Consider the following 17,176-nt stretch of genomic DNA (forward strand, 5'->3'; position numbering starts at 1 on the left):
GCATGCCGTCTGTTCCGTCATGAATCGGCGCCGGATCATCGGACGTCCGATCGGCGAATTGTCGGTGGTCACAGGTGAATCCGGGTAGCTTTGGTTTCCCTCATGACCAGTGCCGATATATGTTCGAAGTGTATGTGAGCCGTGTTCGTCGTTTTCGACCTGAGAAACCGCTTGGCATGTAACTATGTGCCTGATTTAGGCGGAACTCTGGTTGGGGGTGCTCGGTGACTGGGGTCGGGACGGTGGCATCGCGCGTGGTCGGGCTGATCGCCCTGCTGGTGCTGGCCGTTGTCGCCCTGCGTGGGTACATCCCCGGCACCGGCGGTCCGAAAGCCCCCCATACGCCTTCCGCGGTGAGTCTCGCGCTCATGCCGGTGCTGTTCCTGGTGTCGATCGTGATCCTGGCCGCCGGGGTGATCAACAGTCAGCATCGGCTGCCGCTGTCCATGCCCGAACCCGATCGCAAACCCGATCGCCGCTCCTGGCGGCTGGGCGGCCTCGGGCTGCTGGTGCTCATCGGCATTGCCGCGGTGGGACTATTGGCGGCCTCGATCGTGTCGGTGTACGTGGCCGGACCCGGCAAGCACACGCAGACCGAGACCACGCAGGCCCCCGCGACCGGCACCACGAATCCGATGGCAACCGTTCCGCCGCCGCCGGATACGAATCAGCAGCCCGCGCTGGGCGGTACCGCGCTGCTGATCGTGGGCATCGGGGCGGGCGTGCTGGTGCTGGTGGCGCTGTCCGGTCTGGTGGTGGTCGCGGTCGGCACCACCCGGCGCCCGGCGCCGCAACCGGGAGTGTTCACCCCCGCCGCGGAGACCGAGATGGTGTCGCTGGCGAAGGTCGCGGAGATGGGCCTGGCGGCCATGACCGCGCCCGGCCAGGATCCGCGCACCGCCATCATCGCCTGTTACGTGGCCATGGAACGTGGTCTGGGACAGGCGCGGGAGGTGGCGCCGCTGGCCTCGGACACCCCGTCCGAGGTGCTGGCTCGCGCCTTCGATCGCGGCTTCCTGCACGATGCGTCGGCGCGGGAACTGGTGGCGCTGTTCGAGGAAGCCCGCTTCAGCCCGCACTCCATGCTGGAGTGGCAGCGTATGCGGGCCGAGCAGTTGCTGCGTATCGTATTGGCCGATCTGCAGGGGCAGCCGGTATGAAAACCGTTGTCACAGTGACGCTTCGGCCGGAACGGAGAGTCCGCCGATGAATCGGATCGCGATCGTGGTCGGTGCGGTGGTGCTGGCCGCGCTCTTCGAATTCCTCGCCTTCGGCAATCAGCGCGACACCCTGCTACCGGTGGCGGGCCTGCCGGTGGCGGGCGGGCTGGGCCTGCTGGTCTGGTCGATGGTGCAGCGTTCGCGCCGGATCGCCCCGCAGGGCCCGGCCGATCACGAGATCGACAACGGCCCGGCGGAAATGCTGCGCCGCTGGGAGGCGCGCGCCGGCATGCTGGCGGACCGTTCCGAGGGTTCGCGCGCCGAATGGGACCGCCATCTGCGCCCCCTGCTCGCCAAGGAATTCGAGCTGACCAGCGGGCATCGCATGGCCAAGAACCGGCGGGCGCTGGAGACCGCCGGTCAGCTGCAATTCGGCCCCGAACTGTGGCGCTGGGTGGATCCGGCGAATTCGGCGCTACGGGACCAGGAGAGCAAGGCCCCCGGCCGCGCCGCCCTGGACGAGATCCTGCGCCGCCTACAGACCATGTGAGACGAGATGCGAGACATGCGATGACATCACCGATGGATCTGACCATCAAGCGCACCGACGCCATACTGCGCGAAATGTCCCGGGTCGTGGTCGGCAAGCGGGAAGAACTGCAGCTGATCATGATCGCGGTGCTGGCCGGCGGGCACATCCTCATCGAGGATCTGCCCGGGCTGGGCAAGACCCTCATCGCCCGGTCGTTCGCGGCGGCGCTGGGGCTGAACTTCACCCGGGTGCAGTTCACGCCGGATCTGCTGCCCGCGGACCTGATCGGCTCCACCATCTACGACATGCATTCCGGCCGTTTCAGTTTCCGCCGCGGCCCGGTGTTCACGAACATGCTGCTGGCCGACGAGGTCAACCGCACCCCGCCCAAGACGCAGGCCGCGCTGCTGGAGGCGATGGCCGAGGGCCAGGTGTCCATCGACGGCGAAACCTTCCCGCTGCCGGATCCTTTCATCGTCATGGCCACCGACAACCCCATCGAGTACGAGGGCACCTACCCGCTGCCCGAGGCCCAGCTGGATCGTTTCGCCATGCAGTTGCGGCTCGGCTACCTCTCCGAGTCCGATGAGATGAGCATGATCCGCCGGCGGCTGGAACGCGGTTCGCAACCGGCCCAGATCGGTCAGGTGGTGGATGCCACCGGCCTGCTGGAGATGCGGCAGGCCGTCGAATACGTGACCGTGCATCCGGATGTGGTGGGCTATGTCGTCTCGCTGGCCGCCGCCACCCGCGGCCATCCCCAGGTGGAGGTCGGCGCCAGTCCCCGCGCGGAACTCGATCTGGTCCAGATGGCCCGGGCCCGGGCGCTGCTCAACAATCGCGACTTCGTGGTCCCGGAAGATGTGAAGGCCCTGGCGGTTCCGGCCATGGCCCACCGCATCACCCTGCGCCCGGAGATGTGGGTCCGCCGCATCCGCGGCGAGGACGTGATCGCCGAACTGCTGCGCCGCCTGCCCGTCCCGCGCGCCACCTCGGCGTGAGGCGCGTATGAAGCATCGCGATACCAGCGCCACCTCCGAGACCGAATTGCGGTGGCGGCCGGCACCTCTGGTCTTCATGCTGGCGGTGGCGTCGGTGCCCGCGCTGGTACTGGCGATCGTGCTGGGCCGGTGGCAGCTGGTGGTGTTCGCCGCGCCCATGCTGGGCGTGCTCGCCACGGCGCCGCTCCAGTTGTCGCGCACCAAGATTCAAGTGGACGGCGCGGGCGTACTGCGCTGCTTCGAGACCGAGGAGGTGGTGCTCACCGTGGCCGCCTTCGTGGAGACCGGGCATGCGCTGCTGCGCTTGCATTCGGAATCGGTGGCGGGCATGGAATCCCGCGTGGAGGAGACCGTCGACTCCGGGACCGCGCCCGCCGGTCTGCGGCTGGCGCTGTCCGCGCCGCGCTGGGGCCGGTACCCGGTGCCCATGCGGGTGACGGCGCTGAGCCCGGCCGGGCTGGCGGTGGCGTCGGTGCAGCTGCCCGCGGGTGAGGTGTACGTGTACCCGATCACCGATCCGCAGCGGATGCGGTTGCCGCGCACCGAACTTCCCGAACGCATGGGCACACACCTGACCCGGCGGCACGGGCCGGGCGTGGAATACGCGGACATCCGGCCCTATACGCCGGGTGACCAGCTGCGCACGGTGAACTGGCCGGTGAGCGCGCGGCGCGGGCAGCTGTTCGTGACCGAGCGGTTCACCAACCGGGCGGCGGATGTCGTTGTGCTGGTGGATACTTCGCTGCAGGCGCCCGGACCGGCCTCGGATTCGCTCGAACTGTCGGTGCGCGGGGCGGCGCAGGTGGCGCAGTCGGCGCTGCAGGCCGGTGACCGCACCGCCGTTGTCGCTCTGGGGCGTTCGCCGCGCTGGCTGCGGCCGGATATCGGCCGCCGGCAGTTCTATCGCATCGTCGATACCGTGCTCGATGTCGGCGACGAGCACATCCTGACCGAGGGCACCCTGGCGCCGCACGCGGCGGTGCCCATCGGCGCGGTGGTGGTGGCGTTCTCCACACTGCTCGACACCCAGTTCGCGCTGTCGCTCATCGACCTGCGCAAGCGCGGGCATGTGGTCGTGGTGGTGGACGTGCTGCGCGGGCCGCCGTTCCATCAGGGCCTGGATTCGACGCTGGCGCGCATGTGGCAGCTGGAGCGCACGGCGATGTACCGCGATATGGGCACCGTCGGCGTGGACATCGTCCCGTGGCCGGAGGACACCCGGCTGGATCAGGTCATGCGCCTGCTGCCCGACCATCGGCGGACCGTGCGGGTGCGCCGATGACCAGATTCCTCGCGGTGCTGTCCGGACTCCTGCTGACCCTCGCGGTGGGGCTGGTGCAGCCGTGGGCGGTGGCGCCCGCCCTGGTGCTGGTGGTGGCCGGCTGGCGCTGGCGGGTGAGCGCGGTGGCGGCGGTGCTGGTCGCCGTGGGCGTATTGGCTCTCGACGGGCCCGGCGCCCTGGTGGCGGGCGCGATCGGACTGGTGGCGACCACGTATCTGCTGAATACGGCCACCGTGCGGGCGCCCATCGGCGTGGTGCCGACGACGATCCCATCGGTCGCGGGAGCCCTCGTCTTCACCGTCGCCGCAGGGGCCGCGACCCTGCTCCCGACAGGTGTGGCGTGGATCCCGATCGCCGCGCCGATCGCGGTAATCCTGTTGTACGGCTTGATCGTCCGTGGCCTAGTGGACGGATGAACAACGCACAACTGATCAAGACGTCGAAACGGCTGTCGAGGCATCTGCGGCATGCGCCGGAGGAGATAGGCCTCCGGCTGGATCCGGCCGGCTGGGTGGCGGTCGCGGACCTGCTGGCGGGTTTCGCCCGGCAGGGCCGCGCGCTCACGCGTGCCGAACTCGACGAGGTGGTCGCCGGAAATGACAAGCGGCGCTTCGAGTTCGATGCGGGTGGCACTCGCATCCGCGCGAGTCAAGGGCACAGCGTGGACGTGGACCTCGCCTATGAGGTGGCCACTCCGCCCGATGTCCTGTACCACGGCACCGTTGCCGCGGCGCTGACCGCGATTCGCGTGGAGGGACTGAAACCGATGCGCCGCCACGCGGTCCACCTCTCGGCGGCTGTGGAGACCGCCGTCAAGGTGGGTGCGCGGCGCGGCAAGCCCGTGGTGCTGACCGTGGATGCGGCTGGTATGCAGCGCGCTGGGCACGAGTTCCGGGTCAGCACCAACGGGGTCTGGCTGGTTGCCGCTGTCCCGCCCACATTTCTCGGTGGGTTGTGAGCGGGGGGTTCGACTATTGCATGGCCGGGGGCATGCGGGTCGGCTTGATGCGGCCCGCCTCGACGAGCGCCCGGAAGGCGGCCGCCTTGCGCGCACATTCGGCCACCGGGCAGCGGCGGTGCTGCTGCATGGCGCGGTGGGCTTCCGAGACGTCGAGCGGGTGGTCGGGAGCGAGATGCGACCATGCCGAGGTGGCTGACAGGGTCTTCGCGGTATCGGTCCCGGCCTTCACGGGTAACGCGGTGCGCTCATTGCTGATTCGTTCCCGTATCCGGTCTACGGACAACCTGTCTGGATCTTGATGGGGGTGATGCAGACTCACTATGGCGATCGCCATGATCGTGAGGGTTGCGAGAGTGGCCGTGAACACCTGCCAGGCGGCCATTGGTTCACCTTCTCCGTATCAATCGGTAGTAGAGACCCAAGATATTCAGTTGGTTAGCTAGATATTCACCGTATGTCCTGGGACGTTACTTCTGCCAGTGTCTGCTGGGTCAGAAACAACCGAATTTCGGCCTCTTTCAGCAACTTACCGACCGGTTCCGGATACGGACACGCTGAAAGTTTGCGACCATTCGCAGGTGACGGACGGTCAGGGTCAACTGCGCTCCATCACCAGTGCGGCACTGCTGGTCGAGTTCTCGACGGCCCGCGGACTGGCCGTGTCCCGGTTATTGCGGGACACCGGGATTCGCGAGCAGGACCTGGTGGACTCGACCGCGGAGATCACGCTCGGACAGGAACTGGCCCTCATGCGCAATGTGGTGGCCGGTGTCGGCGACGAGCCCGGTATGGGATTGATGGCCGGATTGCTCTGTCATCCACCGAGTCTCGGCGTACTGGGCTTCGCCCTCATGAGCTGCCCGACCGTGCGTGACGCGGTCGATCTGGCCCTGCGCTACGCCGATCTGTCCTTCACCGTGGCCCGCCATCACCTCGTCATCAATGGCGAGGAGGTGTCGATCGTCCGCGACGACAGCGGCGTGCCGCCGGAGGTGCGGCGCTTCGCGGTGGAGCGAGATGTGGCCGCCATCTGGACGATTCAGCAGGACGTGATGCCCATGCGGCCGCCGATCACCCGGGTGGCGGTGGCCTTCCCACCGCATCCGGTCTACGAGATGTTCGGCGCCATGCTGGGTGTGGACGAGGTGGTCTTCAATGCGCAGCGCTCGGTGGTGACCGGACCGTCCGGTATGCAGAATTTGCCACTGCCGCAAGCGAATGCGGCCACCGCCCGCTTCTACGAGCAGCAGTGCGCCGACCTCATGCAGCGCCGCAAGCGCCGCCGGGGCATCAGCGGTCAGGTGCGGCAGTTGCTGATCTCCCGCGGCGGCGTGGCCGATCAGTCCCGCATCGCGGCCGAACTGGACATCAGCGTGCGCACGCTGCGCCGCCGGCTCGCCGATGAGGGCACGACTTTCCGGGAGCTCTCCACCGAGACCGTCGGTCTGCTGGCCGAAGAGTTGCTGGTGGCCGGAATGACGGTGGAACAGGCCGCGATCCGCCTGGGATACGCGAGCGTCTCGGCCTTCACCTCCGCCTTCCGGTCCTGGAAGGGGCAGAGTCCGGGACTTTTCGCCCGGGAGAATCGCGGGCGGGTTTCCATTCGGGTGTAGGCGGACGCACCAGGGATTGCGCATTCGTGCGGCGGGCTTCCGGGTGTTTGCCCGGGTCGGTGCGGCGTCCGCGAGCACGCCCCGCAAGCTGACCGAATACCGAAGGGCCGCGACCGAAATCCGATCGCGGCCCGCCCGATTCGGCAAGTTTGTCTTGTTTAGCCGGTGTAACTGAGCACCACATCGCCGAGGATAGGGGCGTCATCGCGCTCGACCACCGTCGCCGCAATGGTCAATTCGCCCGCCGACTGCCAGATTCGGCTGCGGATGGTCTCGCCCGGGTAGAGCACGCCGGCGAAGCGGGCGCGGAAACCGGTGACCCGGGTCGCGTCCGAATTCAGCACGGCGTCCGTGGCCGCCTTGCACACCAGGCCGTAGGTGCACAGGCCGTGCAGGATCGGGTTGGGGAATCCGGCATTCCGGGCGAATTCCGGATCCGAATGCAGTGGATTGCGGTCACCGCACATGCGGTACAGCAGGGCCTGCTGCGGCAGGGTCGGCATCAGCACCTCGAAATCCGGTGCGCGATCCGGCAATTCGGTCTTGGCCGACGGACCGCGCTCGCCGCCGAACCCGCCCTCGCCCTTGGCGAAGATGGAAGACCGTGCGGTCCACAGCAGTTCGCCGTCATCGCTGGTGGCGGTGTGCTCCTGCCAGATGACGGCCGCCGAGCCCTTGTCCCAGATCTCGGTGATGCGCCGCTCGAAGGTCGCCTTCCCCGACGCCGGAATCGGCCGGTGCACCACGATCTCCTGGCTGCCGTGCACCACCTTCGCGAGATCGATATCGATGCCCGGGAACTTCACCTGCGGCGGCTCGGTCTCGTGGAAGAACGGCGCCACCGTCGCGAACGTCGGCAATACCTGCGGCGCACGGTCATCCAGGTAGCGCAGCTCAGCCGGATCGGTCCAGCGCGCCCCCGCGCCCAGCGCCAGGTGGTACAGCTGCGGCTCGGTCGGCGACCAGCTGAACACCACCGTCGGCAACTGCGCGCCGAGCGCGATATTCGGATCGATAGGCATGAAGTTCTCCTCGTATTCGGTGGGCGCGCACCCTCTCGCGGCGAGGCCCACTCGGTCCGATGATGCGACGGCCACCCGGCCGCGGGCAAGGACCGCGCCCGCTCGCCGGGACGGAGTTTCCGCTTCCGGCGCGCCGAGTGTGAGAGGGCGCGCCGGACGCGGGCGGTGTTCAGTTGTGCGGGCCGCCGCGCCGCCGGGATAGAGCGGTCCGGCGGCGCGGCGGACGGGTCGGGCGCGGGTTCGATGTGACCCGGTACCGCGCCCGGACCCGGTCCCGAACCGGGTTGGGACGGTTCGGGACGACTGGGTGGCCTAGCTGCCGGACTTCGCCTTCGCGGCGGCGTCGAGGGCGGCCAGGTAGCCGAAGGTGATGGCCGGGCCGATGGTAGCGCCGGGGCCCGCGTAGGTGTGGCCCATCACCGGGGTGGAGGTATTGCCGGCGGCGTAGAGGCCCTCGATGATCGAGCCGTCCTCGCGCAGCACGCGGGCATCGTTGTCGGTGACCAGACCGCCCTTGGTGCCGAGGTCGCCGGGGACCATCTTCACCGCGTAGAACGGGCCGACCTCGAGCTTGTTCAGGCACGGGTTCGGCTTGATGGTGGGGTCGCCGTAGTAGCGGTCGTAGGCGCTGTCGCCGCGGTGGTAGTCCTCGTCCTTGCCGGTCTCGGCGAAGCCGTTGAAGCGCTGCACGGTATCGGCCAGGGTCTCGGCGGGCACACCGATCCTCCCGGCCAGCTCGGACAGCGTCGGGGCGATGACGATCAGGTCGTTTTCCATCCAGCGGGACGGAATCCGCTGGCCAGGCTGCAAACCGGCGAAGATGTAGCGACTCCGGTAGCGATTGTCGAACACCAGCCAGCACGGCACGTTCTCGCCCGGACCCTCACCCTGTCCATATTCGCCGCCGTACATGGTGTGCACGGCCTCGACGTAAGGAGCGGACTCATTTCCGAATCGCTTGCCGTCGTTGTTCACCATGATGCTGCCGGGCAGATTGCGTTCGGCCAGCGCGAACCACGGCTTGCCCGTGCCCTTGAACGTGGTCGGACCCCACCAGGCGTCCTCCATGAAATCGATGGCGCCGCCGGCTTCCATGCCCGCGCGGATGCCGTCGCCCTCATTGGCTTTGGCGCCGGTGGTCCATTCGGTGGTGATGGGTTCACGCTGGTACTTGTGCCGCATGTCGTCGTTGTGCTCGAAGCCGCCGCTGGCCAGGATGACGCCGAATTTCGCGTTGAACCGGACGGTTTCGCCGTGCTGCTCGGCCTCGACGCCGGTGACCACACCGTTCTCGATGACCAGGGACTTCAGCGGAGTGTCCAGCAGCACCGGCACATTCGCGTCCAGCAGGCCCTTGCGCATGCCCGCGATGATGGCCTGGCCCATGCCGACCAGCGCCTTGCCGGTGGCCTTGCCCCACGCCCAGCGCGCGCCGACCCGCATGACGCGGGCGATGCCGGAGGGGTGGCGGCGAATCAGGTTGAGCTTCTTGAAGTCCGCCTGGGTGACGACGACGTTCAGCGGCGCCTTGCTGTAGGGCGGCTCCAGCTTGAAGCGCTCCGCGCCGAGGATCTTGGTGTCGAACGGCTTGGGCTCGCAGGAGCGGCCGTCCGCCTTGCCGCCCGGTGCCTCCGGGTAGTAGTCGGAGTAGCCGGGGACCCAGGTCATCTTCAGCGGCGAGTGGTCGAGCACGAAGTCGAAGGCCTCGGCGCCGCGGGCCAGGTAGGTGTCGATCTTCTCCTTCGGCACCACGTCGCCGATGATGCTGTACAGGTACGTCCGGGCCTCGTCGAGGTCGTCGCCGCGGCCCGCGGCCTTCAGCACCTTGTTGCCGGGAATCCAGACGCCACCGCCGGAACGCGCGGTCGAGCCGCCGTAGTGCTCGGCCTTCTCGATGAGCACCGTGCGCAGACCATGGTGTGCTGCGGTGAGGGCGGCGGTCATGCCGGCGGCACCGCTGCCGACCACCACGACGTCATAATCCCGATCAGTCATGTAGAACACGTTATAGAATCAATCCTGGTTTGGTCTATCTTGGTCTGGCAGATGGGACGCCTGAAGCGATGTTCTTCACAAAAACTCGTTTCAGTTTCTAGTCTCGTAACCGTATGGCCACCGGCCGGCCCATCCAACTGGAAGGACAAAGCGTGCTGACCGACGCGCTACGGAGTGAACTGGCAGAAGAGCTCGCTGTCGCCGAGCGGGATCGCGTCGCGATCGACCCGCTGGTCGCGCGGTATCCGGACATCGACGTGGTCGATGCCTACGAGATCCAGCTCCGCAATATTCGCGGGCGGATCGCGAACGGAGCCCGCGTCATCGGCCACAAGGTCGGACTCTCCTCCAAGGCCATGCAGCAGATGATGGGCGTCGACGAACCCGACTACGGGCATCTGCTCGCGGAAATGGAAGTCTTCGAAGACGTTCCGGTGGAGTCGGCCAAGTACCTGTACCCGCGGGTGGAGGTCGAGGTCGCCTTCATCCTCGGCGCGGATCTGCCGGGCGAGGACTGCACCGAGGAGGACGTGCTCGCCGCCACCGTCGCCTACGCGCCGTCGCTCGAGCTCATCGACACCCGTATCAAGAACTGGAAGATCGCCCTGTGCGACACCATCGCCGACAATGCGTCGTCGGCGGGCTGGGTGCTCGGACCGGAGCGGGTCGCGCCGGGTGAGCTCGATATCAAGAAGATCGACGCGACGCTGACCCGCAATGGCGAGCTGGTGGCCGAGGGCCGCTCCGACGCCGTGCTGGGTGACCCCACCATCGCCGTGGCGTGGCTGGCCCGCAAGGTCGCCTCGTTCGGGGTGCGCCTGAAGAAGGGCGACATCGTCCTTCCGGGTTCCTGCACCCGCGCCATCGACGCCCGCCCTGGCGACGACTTCACCGCCGAGTTCGCCGGACTCGGTTCCGTCCGTTTGCGTTTCAGCTGAGCCGCCGCATGGCGTCCCAGAGAGCACAGAGACTTTCGAGTAGGAGAATGCCGTGACGGCAAGCAAAGTCACCGCCGCGATCGTCGGCTCCGGCAATATCAGCACCGACCTGCTGTACAAGCTGCTGCGCTCGGAGAAGATCGAGCCGCGCTGGATGATCGGCATCGACCCGGACTCCGAGGGCCTAAAGCGCGCTCGCGGCCTGGGCCTGGAAACCTCGGCGGAGGGCGCGGATTGGCTGCTGGCTCTGCCGGAGAAGCCGGACCTGCTGTTCGAGGCCACGTCGGCGTACGTGCACCGCGCATACGCGCCGAAGTACGAGGCCGCGGGCATCCGGGCCGTCGACCTCACCCCGGCCGCCGTCGGCCCGGCCGTGATTCCGCCGGTGAACCTCGATTCGCTGCGGGATGCCCCGAACGTCAACATGATCACCTGTGGCGGTCAGGCGACCATTCCGATGGTGGCCGCCGTGTCGCGGGTCGTTCCCGTGGCGTACGCGGAGATCGTCGCCTCGGTCTCCTCGGTATCGGCCGGGCCCGGAACCCGCGCCAATATCGATGAATTCACCAAGACCACCTCCAAGGGCGTCGAAACCATCGGCGGCGCCCAGCGTGGCAAGGCCATCATCATCCTGAATCCGGCCGAGCCGCCGATGATCATGCGCGACACCATCTTCTGCGCCATTCCCGAGGACGCGGACCGCGATGCCATCGCCGCCTCCATCCATGAGATGGAGAAGTCCATCCAGGAATACGTGCCCGGCTACCGGCTGCTCAACGAGCCGCAGTTCGACGAGCCGTCGCTGGTTTCCGGTGGCATGGCGAAGGTTTCGATCTTCGTGGAGGTCGAGGGCGCGGGCGACTTCCTGCCGCCGTACGCGGGCAACCTCGACATCATGACGGCCGCCGCCACCCGCGTGGGTGACGTGCTGGCCGACCAGATCATTTCCGCTCGGGTGTAAGGAGTTTCATCAATGAGCAATGTCCTGAAGCCCTTCTCGGGCGAACTCGATGTGCGGGTCACCGATACCTCGCTGCGTGACGGTTCGCACCACAAGCGCCACCAGTTCACGGTCCAGGAGGTGCGCGATATCGTCGGCGCCCTCGACGCCGCCGGTGTCCCGGTCCTGGAGGTCACCCACGGTGACGGCCTGGGCGGTTCCTCGTTCAACTACGGTTTCTCCAAAACCCCTGAGCAGGAACTGATCAAGGCCGCCGCGGAGACCGCCAGGCAGGCCAAGATCGCCTTCCTCATGCTGCCCGGCGTGGGCGTCAAGGAAGACATCAAGATCTCGCAGGACAATGGGGCGAGCATCTGCCGCATCGCCACCCACTGCACCGAGGCCGACGTCTCCATCCAGCACTTCGGCCTGGCCCGCGAACTCGGCCTGGAAACCGTCGGGTTCCTCATGATGGCGCACAGCACCACCCCGGAGAACCTCGCCAAGCAGGCCCGCATCATGGCCGACGCGGGTTGCGAGTGCGTCTACGTCGTCGACTCGGCGGGCGCCCTGGTGCTGGACCAGGTTACGGACCGCGTCGCCGCGCTGGTCGCCGAACTCGGCAATGACGCCCAGGTCGGTTTCCACGGCCACGAGAACCTGGGCCTGGCCGTCGCCAACTCCGTGTACGCGGTGCGCGCCGGCGCCACCCAGATCGACGGCAGCGCACGGCGTTTCGGCGCGGGTGCGGGCAATCTCCCCGTCGAGGCCTTCATCGGCGTCTGCGACAAGCTCGGCATCAAGACCGGCGTCGACTTCTTCGCTGTGACGGATGCCGCGGAAGATGTTGTGCGCCCGGCCATGCCGAGCGAATGCCTCCTCGACCGCCAGGCCCTCATGATGGGCTACGCCGGCGTCTACTCCTCCTTCCTCCGTCACGCCGAACGTCAGGCCGAACGCTACGGCGTCTCCGCCGCCGAAATGCTGGTCCGCGCGGGCAAGCGCAAGCTGGTCGGCGGCCAGGAAGACCAGTTGATCGATATCGCCCTGGAACTCCAGCGCGAAAAGGCGGGCGTCACCGCCTGAGCTCGGAGGGAGAACCGACGCTCGTGGGGTGATCCGCCGGGCCGCAATCGAATCCGGTTGCGGCCCGGTTCTTTTCCGGCGTGGTGAGCAGCGTCGCGTACATCATGGCCGCGACCAGATCCTCGCGGGTCAGGCCGGGGCAGTCGGTGAGGACCTCGTCGGCGGTGACTCCGGCGCGGAGCAGGTCCACGAGGAGGGCGACAGGGTAGCGGGTGCCCTGGATGATGGGTTGGCCGTGGCAGACGCCCGGCTCGAGGGTGATGCGGTGGAGGAAGGACATCTCCGAAGCCTAGAGACGGACCGTAACCGAACTCTGAGGTAGCGGTGACCCAGCTCTGTGGGGTTGGCCTAGGGTCGGGTGCATGGACGAGATCGTGATGTACGGGGCGGACTGGTGTGGCGACTGCCGGCGCGCGAAGGTCTGGTTCCGGGAGAACGGGGTGGCGTTCACCGAGGTGGATGTCGAGCATGACGAGGTCGCCCGGGATCGGGCGATCGAGCTGGCCGGCGGGCGTAAGAACATCCCCGTCGTGGTGTTTCCGGACGGTGCGGTGCTGGTCGAGCCGACCAATGCGCAATTGGCCGCGCGTCTCGCCGGCGATACGCGCGGATAAAAACGGGAGATTTTCAGCCATTCAGAGTCTTGTCGCTGCTGCCTAACGTTGTCCTCGTTCGGTTCGCCGGAACGACCGGCGGACGAAGCGGCAGAGGAGAAGACAATGCGTGCGGTGATCCAGAAGACCTTCGGCGGCCCCGAGGTACTGGAAGTGGTCGAGGTCGAGAAGCCGGCCCTGCTGTCGGGCGAGGTGCTGGTGCGGGTGCATGCCAGCGCGATCAACCCGGTGGACGTGGCCGTGCGCTCGGGTGCGTTCCCGCTGCTGGGACAGCCGCCCTTCGGCGTCGGCTGGGATATCTCGGGTGTGGTCGAGGCGACCGGGCCCGGTGCCCGGTACGAGATCGGTGAAGAGGTCTACGGCATGCCGTTCTTCCCGCGGGCCGCCAACGCCTACGCCGAGTACATTGCCGCACCGTCGCGGCAGCTGGCGCGAAAGCCCAAGTCGATCAACCATGTCGAGGCCGCCGCACTGCCGCTGGCCGCGCTGACCGCCTGGCAGGGACTCGTGGACAAGGCCGGGGTGCAGGAAGGCGATCGGGTGCTGATCCACCGGGCCGCCGGCGGGGTCGGCCACCTGGCCGTGCAGATCGCCAAGGCGCGGGGTGCGTATGTGATCGCGCTGGCCAGTGCGGGGAAGCACGATTTCGTGAAGTCGCTCGGCGCCGATGAGGTGATCGATTACCGCACAACGGATTTCACCCAGGTCGTCAAGGACGTCGATATCGTCTTCGACTCCGTCGCGGATGGCGCGCGGTCGCTGTCGGTGCTGAAGCCGGGTGCGACGCTGGTGACCATCCTCGAGCACGTGAACCCGGAGTTGGAGGCCACCGTGAAGGCGTCGGGCCGGCGCTTCGCCGGGGTCTCGGTGGAACCGGACTACGCGGGCCTGGAGGCCATCGCGGAGCTGGTCGACGCCGGTAAGCTGCGTCCGGTCATTGCCGCCACGCTGCCGCTGGAGGAGGCGGGCAAGGCGCACGAGCTGGTCGCCGCGGGCGATACCGTCGGCAAGGTCGTGCTGACCGTCGACTGATCGGCCGCACCGGAAAGGAGACCGGGATGGACGTCCTCAGTGAGGCGCTGGCCTCGATGCGGACCGGTGCGCCCAATTCGGTGCGCACCGACGGGCGGGCGCCCTGGGGGCTGCGGCTGCCGGCCACCGCGGGCGCCGGATTCCATGTGGTGCTGCACGGCACCTGCTGGATCTACCCGACGGAGAATGCCACCGAGCCGATCGCGCTCGGCCCCGGCGACGTCATCTTCGTGCGGGACGGTTCCGGCCACATCCTGGTCGATCATCCGGACACTCCGCCGCAGATTCCAAGTCCGGAGCAGTACACCGCGCGTCCGCCGGTGGGCGCGCTGCAGATCGGCGGTGACGGTCCCGCCACCAGTTTGCTCTGCGGTAATTACCACCTCGACGGGCAGCGGCCACACCCGTTGCTGCGGCAGCTGCCCGAGGTGATCCATCTACCCGCCCGGCACGGCCGGCACCCGGAACTGGCCGCCGCGATCCAGCTGCTGAGCGCGGAACTCGACAGCCCGCGCATCGGCTCGTACGGCATCGTGCCCGCGCTCATCGACTCACTGCTGCTCTACATCCTGCGCGCCTGGGTGGAGGAGCAGCCGCGATCGGAGGCGGCGGGATGGGCTGCGGCGCTACGGGATCCGGCCGTCGCACCGGCTCTCGAGGCCATGCACGAGGATCCGTCCGCGGGCTGGACCGTACAGTCCCTGGCGGACCGGTCCGGCTTGTCCCGCGCCGCTTTCGCCCGCAAGTTCACGAGCATGGTCGGTGAGCCCCCGCTGGCTTATCTGACGCGCTGGCGGCTGACCACCGCGGCCCGGCTGCTGCGCGAGGAGGATCTCCCGGTCGGCACCGTCGCCACCCGCACGGGCTACAGCTCCGAATTCGCCTTCAGCAAGGCCTTCAAACGCGAATACGGCCTGGCGCCAGGGCAATACCGGCGCCAGGCCCGCGCTGCGGCCTGAACTCAGGCGGCGGAGTAGGGGCGCTGCGGCAGCCGCGACACCAGCGCGTCGAGCTCGGTGCGCCAGCGGCGGTGCACATTGAGGCGTTCCGGCTCAGCGGTATTCGGCAGCCGGTAGTAGACCTTCGACCAGATCGAATTGATCTGCATATCGGCGAACTGAGCGGTCGAGAAGTGTTCGGCGGAGATGAAATTCGTGGGACGTCCGGTCCACTTGCTGCATTCCACGATCACCACCGACGTCTGGGTCAGCACGACGAAGTAGTACTTGCGCAGGAAGATCATGACGAAACGCACGTAGGGCAGGTCGTCCACCCACGGGCTCGGTCCGGTGATGGCCTGGAACGCGACCTGCATCTGCTCGCCGGGCGGCGCGAATTCGGTCATTTTCTCGGCGATTTGCTTCTGAATGGTAGATTTGCGGAATGCCATAATGGCCAACCCCCGTGGAAGAGAACGCATTTCCGGCGCCACGGTGGCGGCGGAACGCACCGACCCTAACCAAAGGGCCCGAGCGGATCAAATTATCCGCTCGGGCCCTTTTCGATTGCTAGCGTTTCGCTTACAGCCAGGTATCCAGGGTGGTGGTCGTGAGGAAATGCTCGAGGTCGGCGCGCCACGGGGCGGGCGTCGACTTCTCCGGTTCGATGGCGGTGTACTGCCCGCGGTAGAAGAGCAGGGGCCTGCCGGAGTCCTTGGACTCCGACAGGGCCTGTACTCGGCCGATCACGATGTAGTGATCGCCGCCGTCGACGACCCTGTCCACAGTGCACTGGATCGTGGCCAGGGCGTCGTCGAGGATCGGTACGTCCAGTTCGCCTGTGCGCCAGCCGACTCCGGCGAACTTGTCCGGTTCCCGGGAGCCGAACCGCGCGCACACCGGCTGCTGTTCCTCGGCGAGCATATTGACGCAGAACTTCCCGTTCTGCTCGATCGCCGCCCAGGACCGGGATTCCTTGGTGGGGCAGAACAGGATCAGCGGCGGATCGAGGGAGAGGGCGGCGAACGATTGGCAGGCGAAGCCGATCGGGTTGCCCTCACCGTCGAGCGTCGTGATGACGGTGATGCCGGTGCAGAACGAGCCCAGCACATTCCGGAAGGCGCGGGGGTCGATCACGGGATCCGTCGTTGTCATGGCCGCCTACTTGAATCCGACCGTGAAGTCGTGACCCCACAGCGAGACCGCGGTGGATTCCCGCGCGATCCACGAGTGATCGTCGACTTCCAAACCCTCGCAGCCGAATTCGATATCGAATCCGCCCGGCGTCTTCATGTAGAACGACAGCATCTTGTCGTTGATGTGCCGGCCCAGCGTGGCCGACATCTTCACCTTCTTGCGAATGGCGCGGTCCAGGCAGAGCCCGACATCGTCGGAGTTCTCCACCTCGACCATGAGGTGCACGATGCCGGTCGGGTTGGGCAGCGGCAGGAACGCCAGCGCGTGATGTCGCGGGTTGCAGCCGTAGAACCGCAGCCAGGCCGGATCGCCGTCGGCCGGGCGGCCCACCAGCTGCGGGGGCAGCCGCATGGAGTCGCGCAGCCGGAAGCCCAGCACATCCTGGTAGAACGCCTGCGCCGCAGCATCATCGGAGCAGGTGAGCACCACATGGCCCAGGCCCTGCTCGGCGGTCACGAACTTGTGGCCGTAGGGGCTGACGAACCGGCGGCCGAGGTACTGCGCGCCGTAGAAGGCTTCCAGGGTGTTGTCGGACGGATCCTGGAAACGGATCAGGCCCTCGACGCGTCGCTCGTCGAGCTCTTCCTTGGTGCCCTCGGCGTAGGCAATGCCGTTCTTGGCCAGGGTTTCCCGCAGCCGCTGCAGCGCGGGCGCGTCGGTGACCTCCCAGCCGGAGACCAGCAGCCGGTCCTTTTCCCCGGGCACGATCACCAGGCGCGCCGCGAAATCGTCCATGCGCAGGTAGAGCGCATCCGGGTTGGCCCCGCTGCCCTCCATCATGCCGAGCACCTTGAGCCCGTACTCGCGCCAGGCCGCCATATCGGTGGCCTCGATGCGCATGTACCCGAGCGCCTTGATACCCATT

Annotated in this window: 20 protein-coding genes; 13 read left to right on the forward strand and 7 right to left on the reverse strand. The window is 67.5% G+C overall.

Annotated features, from left to right (window positions below; genetic code table 11):
• Positions 1–242 precede the first annotated feature (242 nt).
• The 6 genes from ACIP5Y_RS34940 to ACIP5Y_RS34965 are packed head-to-tail and all read left to right on the forward strand — an operon-like array spanning position 243 to position 4,933.
• On the forward strand, positions 243–1,160 hold the full coding sequence (locus ACIP5Y_RS34940; protein WP_400356657.1) for a DUF4129 domain-containing protein: 918 nt from the start codon (positions 243–245) through the stop codon (positions 1,158–1,160).
• A gap of 46 nt (positions 1,161–1,206) precedes the next feature.
• The gene (locus tag ACIP5Y_RS34945; RefSeq protein ID WP_400356658.1) at positions 1,207–1,710 is read left to right on the forward strand and encodes a hypothetical protein; all 504 of its coding nucleotides are present in this window, start codon (positions 1,207–1,209) and stop codon (positions 1,708–1,710) included.
• A 20-nt stretch (positions 1,711–1,730) separates the two neighbouring features.
• Complete coding sequence (locus ACIP5Y_RS34950) at positions 1,731–2,693, forward strand: AAA family ATPase (protein WP_400356659.1); 963 nt, start codon at positions 1,731–1,733, stop codon at positions 2,691–2,693.
• 7 nt (positions 2,694–2,700) lie between these two features.
• Positions 2,701–3,975 carry a DUF58 domain-containing protein gene (locus ACIP5Y_RS34955; RefSeq protein WP_400356660.1) on the forward strand — a complete coding sequence of 425 codons (1,275 nt, stop codon included), beginning with the start codon at positions 2,701–2,703 and terminating at the stop codon, positions 3,973–3,975.
• Complete coding sequence (locus ACIP5Y_RS34960) at positions 3,972–4,391, forward strand: hypothetical protein (RefSeq protein ID WP_400356661.1); 420 nt, start codon at positions 3,972–3,974, stop codon at positions 4,389–4,391. Before ACIP5Y_RS34955 ends, ACIP5Y_RS34960 begins: the two co-directional genes overlap by 4 nt.
• Positions 4,388–4,933, forward strand: a complete 546-nt coding sequence (locus ACIP5Y_RS34965; RefSeq protein WP_400356662.1) for an RNA 2'-phosphotransferase — start codon at positions 4,388–4,390, stop codon at positions 4,931–4,933. Before ACIP5Y_RS34960 ends, ACIP5Y_RS34965 begins: the two co-directional genes overlap by 4 nt.
• Positions 4,934–4,946: 13 nt before the next feature.
• Here the strand turns inward: ACIP5Y_RS34965 and ACIP5Y_RS34970 are convergent, their stop codons facing one another.
• Positions 4,947–5,318 (reverse strand): hypothetical protein, encoded by a 372-nt coding sequence (locus ACIP5Y_RS34970; RefSeq protein WP_400356663.1) that lies wholly within the window; start codon positions 5,316–5,318, stop codon positions 4,947–4,949.
• Positions 5,319–5,514: 196 nt separating this feature from the next.
• Here ACIP5Y_RS34970 and ACIP5Y_RS34975 point away from each other — a divergent pair, with 196 nt between their 5' ends.
• Positions 5,515–6,549: an AraC family transcriptional regulator gene (locus ACIP5Y_RS34975; protein ID WP_400356664.1), complete on the forward strand. Its 1,035-nt coding sequence runs from the start codon at positions 5,515–5,517 to the stop codon at positions 6,547–6,549.
• Between the two features lie 158 nt (positions 6,550–6,707).
• Here ACIP5Y_RS34975 and ACIP5Y_RS34980 read toward each other — a convergent pair whose 3' ends face one another.
• On the reverse strand, positions 6,708–7,571 hold the full coding sequence (locus tag ACIP5Y_RS34980; protein WP_400356665.1) for a MaoC/PaaZ C-terminal domain-containing protein: 864 nt from the start codon (positions 7,569–7,571) through the stop codon (positions 6,708–6,710).
• Between the two features lie 312 nt (positions 7,572–7,883).
• Entirely contained in the window at positions 7,884–9,575 is a 1,692-nt protein-coding gene (gene kstD / locus ACIP5Y_RS34985) for a 3-oxosteroid 1-dehydrogenase (protein WP_400356666.1), read from the reverse strand.
• A 104-nt stretch (positions 9,576–9,679) separates the two neighbouring features.
• Here kstD and ACIP5Y_RS34990 point away from each other — a divergent pair, with 104 nt between their 5' ends.
• From ACIP5Y_RS34990 to dmpG, 3 genes are read left to right on the forward strand one after another with little or no spacing between them, the layout of a single operon-like run.
• Positions 9,680–10,504 (forward strand): 2-keto-4-pentenoate hydratase, encoded by an 825-nt coding sequence (locus ACIP5Y_RS34990; protein ID WP_400356667.1) that lies wholly within the window; start codon positions 9,680–9,682, stop codon positions 10,502–10,504.
• A gap of 52 nt (positions 10,505–10,556) precedes the next feature.
• The gene (locus ACIP5Y_RS34995; RefSeq protein ID WP_397005226.1) at positions 10,557–11,465 is read left to right on the forward strand and encodes an acetaldehyde dehydrogenase (acetylating); all 909 of its coding nucleotides are present in this window, start codon (positions 10,557–10,559) and stop codon (positions 11,463–11,465) included.
• A gap of 12 nt (positions 11,466–11,477) precedes the next feature.
• Positions 11,478–12,530, forward strand: coding sequence for a 4-hydroxy-2-oxovalerate aldolase (dmpG, locus tag ACIP5Y_RS35000; protein ID WP_400356668.1), 1,053 nt, complete (start codon positions 11,478–11,480; stop codon positions 12,528–12,530).
• On the opposite strand, the gene ACIP5Y_RS35005 is transcribed toward dmpG, so the two are convergent.
• The gene (locus ACIP5Y_RS35005) at positions 12,520–12,810 is read right to left on the reverse strand and encodes a DUF433 domain-containing protein (protein ID WP_400356669.1); all 291 of its coding nucleotides are present in this window, start codon (positions 12,808–12,810) and stop codon (positions 12,520–12,522) included. The two genes, dmpG and ACIP5Y_RS35005, sit on opposite strands and share 11 nt — an antisense overlap.
• Before the next feature lie 82 nt (positions 12,811–12,892).
• Between ACIP5Y_RS35005 and ACIP5Y_RS35010 the strand changes: the two genes are divergently transcribed.
• The 3 genes from ACIP5Y_RS35010 to ACIP5Y_RS35020 all read left to right on the forward strand — a co-directional run bounded on the left by ACIP5Y_RS35010 (position 12,893) and on the right by ACIP5Y_RS35020 (position 15,135).
• Positions 12,893–13,144, forward strand: a complete 252-nt coding sequence (locus tag ACIP5Y_RS35010) for a glutaredoxin family protein (protein ID WP_400356670.1) — start codon at positions 12,893–12,895, stop codon at positions 13,142–13,144.
• A gap of 105 nt (positions 13,145–13,249) precedes the next feature.
• Positions 13,250–14,176, forward strand: a complete 927-nt coding sequence (locus tag ACIP5Y_RS35015) for an NADP-dependent oxidoreductase (protein ID WP_400356671.1) — start codon at positions 13,250–13,252, stop codon at positions 14,174–14,176.
• 26 nt (positions 14,177–14,202) lie between these two features.
• Positions 14,203–15,135, forward strand: coding sequence for an AraC family transcriptional regulator (locus ACIP5Y_RS35020; RefSeq protein ID WP_400356672.1), 933 nt, complete (start codon positions 14,203–14,205; stop codon positions 15,133–15,135).
• A gap of 2 nt (positions 15,136–15,137) precedes the next feature.
• Here the strand turns inward: ACIP5Y_RS35020 and ACIP5Y_RS35025 are convergent, their stop codons facing one another.
• From ACIP5Y_RS35025 to hsaC, 3 genes are all read right to left on the reverse strand, one after another.
• A complete protein-coding gene (locus ACIP5Y_RS35025) occupies positions 15,138–15,521 on the reverse strand; it encodes a hypothetical protein (RefSeq protein WP_400356673.1) in 384 nt (127 codons plus the stop codon).
• A gap of 175 nt (positions 15,522–15,696) precedes the next feature.
• Entirely contained in the window at positions 15,697–16,269 is a 573-nt protein-coding gene (gene hsaB / locus ACIP5Y_RS35030; protein ID WP_400356674.1) for a 3-hydroxy-9,10-secoandrosta-1,3,5(10)-triene-9,17-dione monooxygenase reductase subunit, read from the reverse strand.
• Positions 16,270–16,275: 6 nt separating this feature from the next.
• The gene (hsaC, locus tag ACIP5Y_RS35035; RefSeq protein ID WP_400356675.1) at positions 16,276–17,175 is read right to left on the reverse strand and encodes an iron-dependent extradiol dioxygenase HsaC; all 900 of its coding nucleotides are present in this window, start codon (positions 17,173–17,175) and stop codon (positions 16,276–16,278) included.
• Between the last annotated feature and the right edge of the window lies 1 nt (position 17,176).

It is taken from the genome of Nocardia sp. NPDC088792 (assembly GCF_044750615.1).
In the GTDB taxonomy this organism is placed as follows: domain Bacteria; phylum Actinomycetota; class Actinomycetes; order Mycobacteriales; family Mycobacteriaceae; genus Nocardia.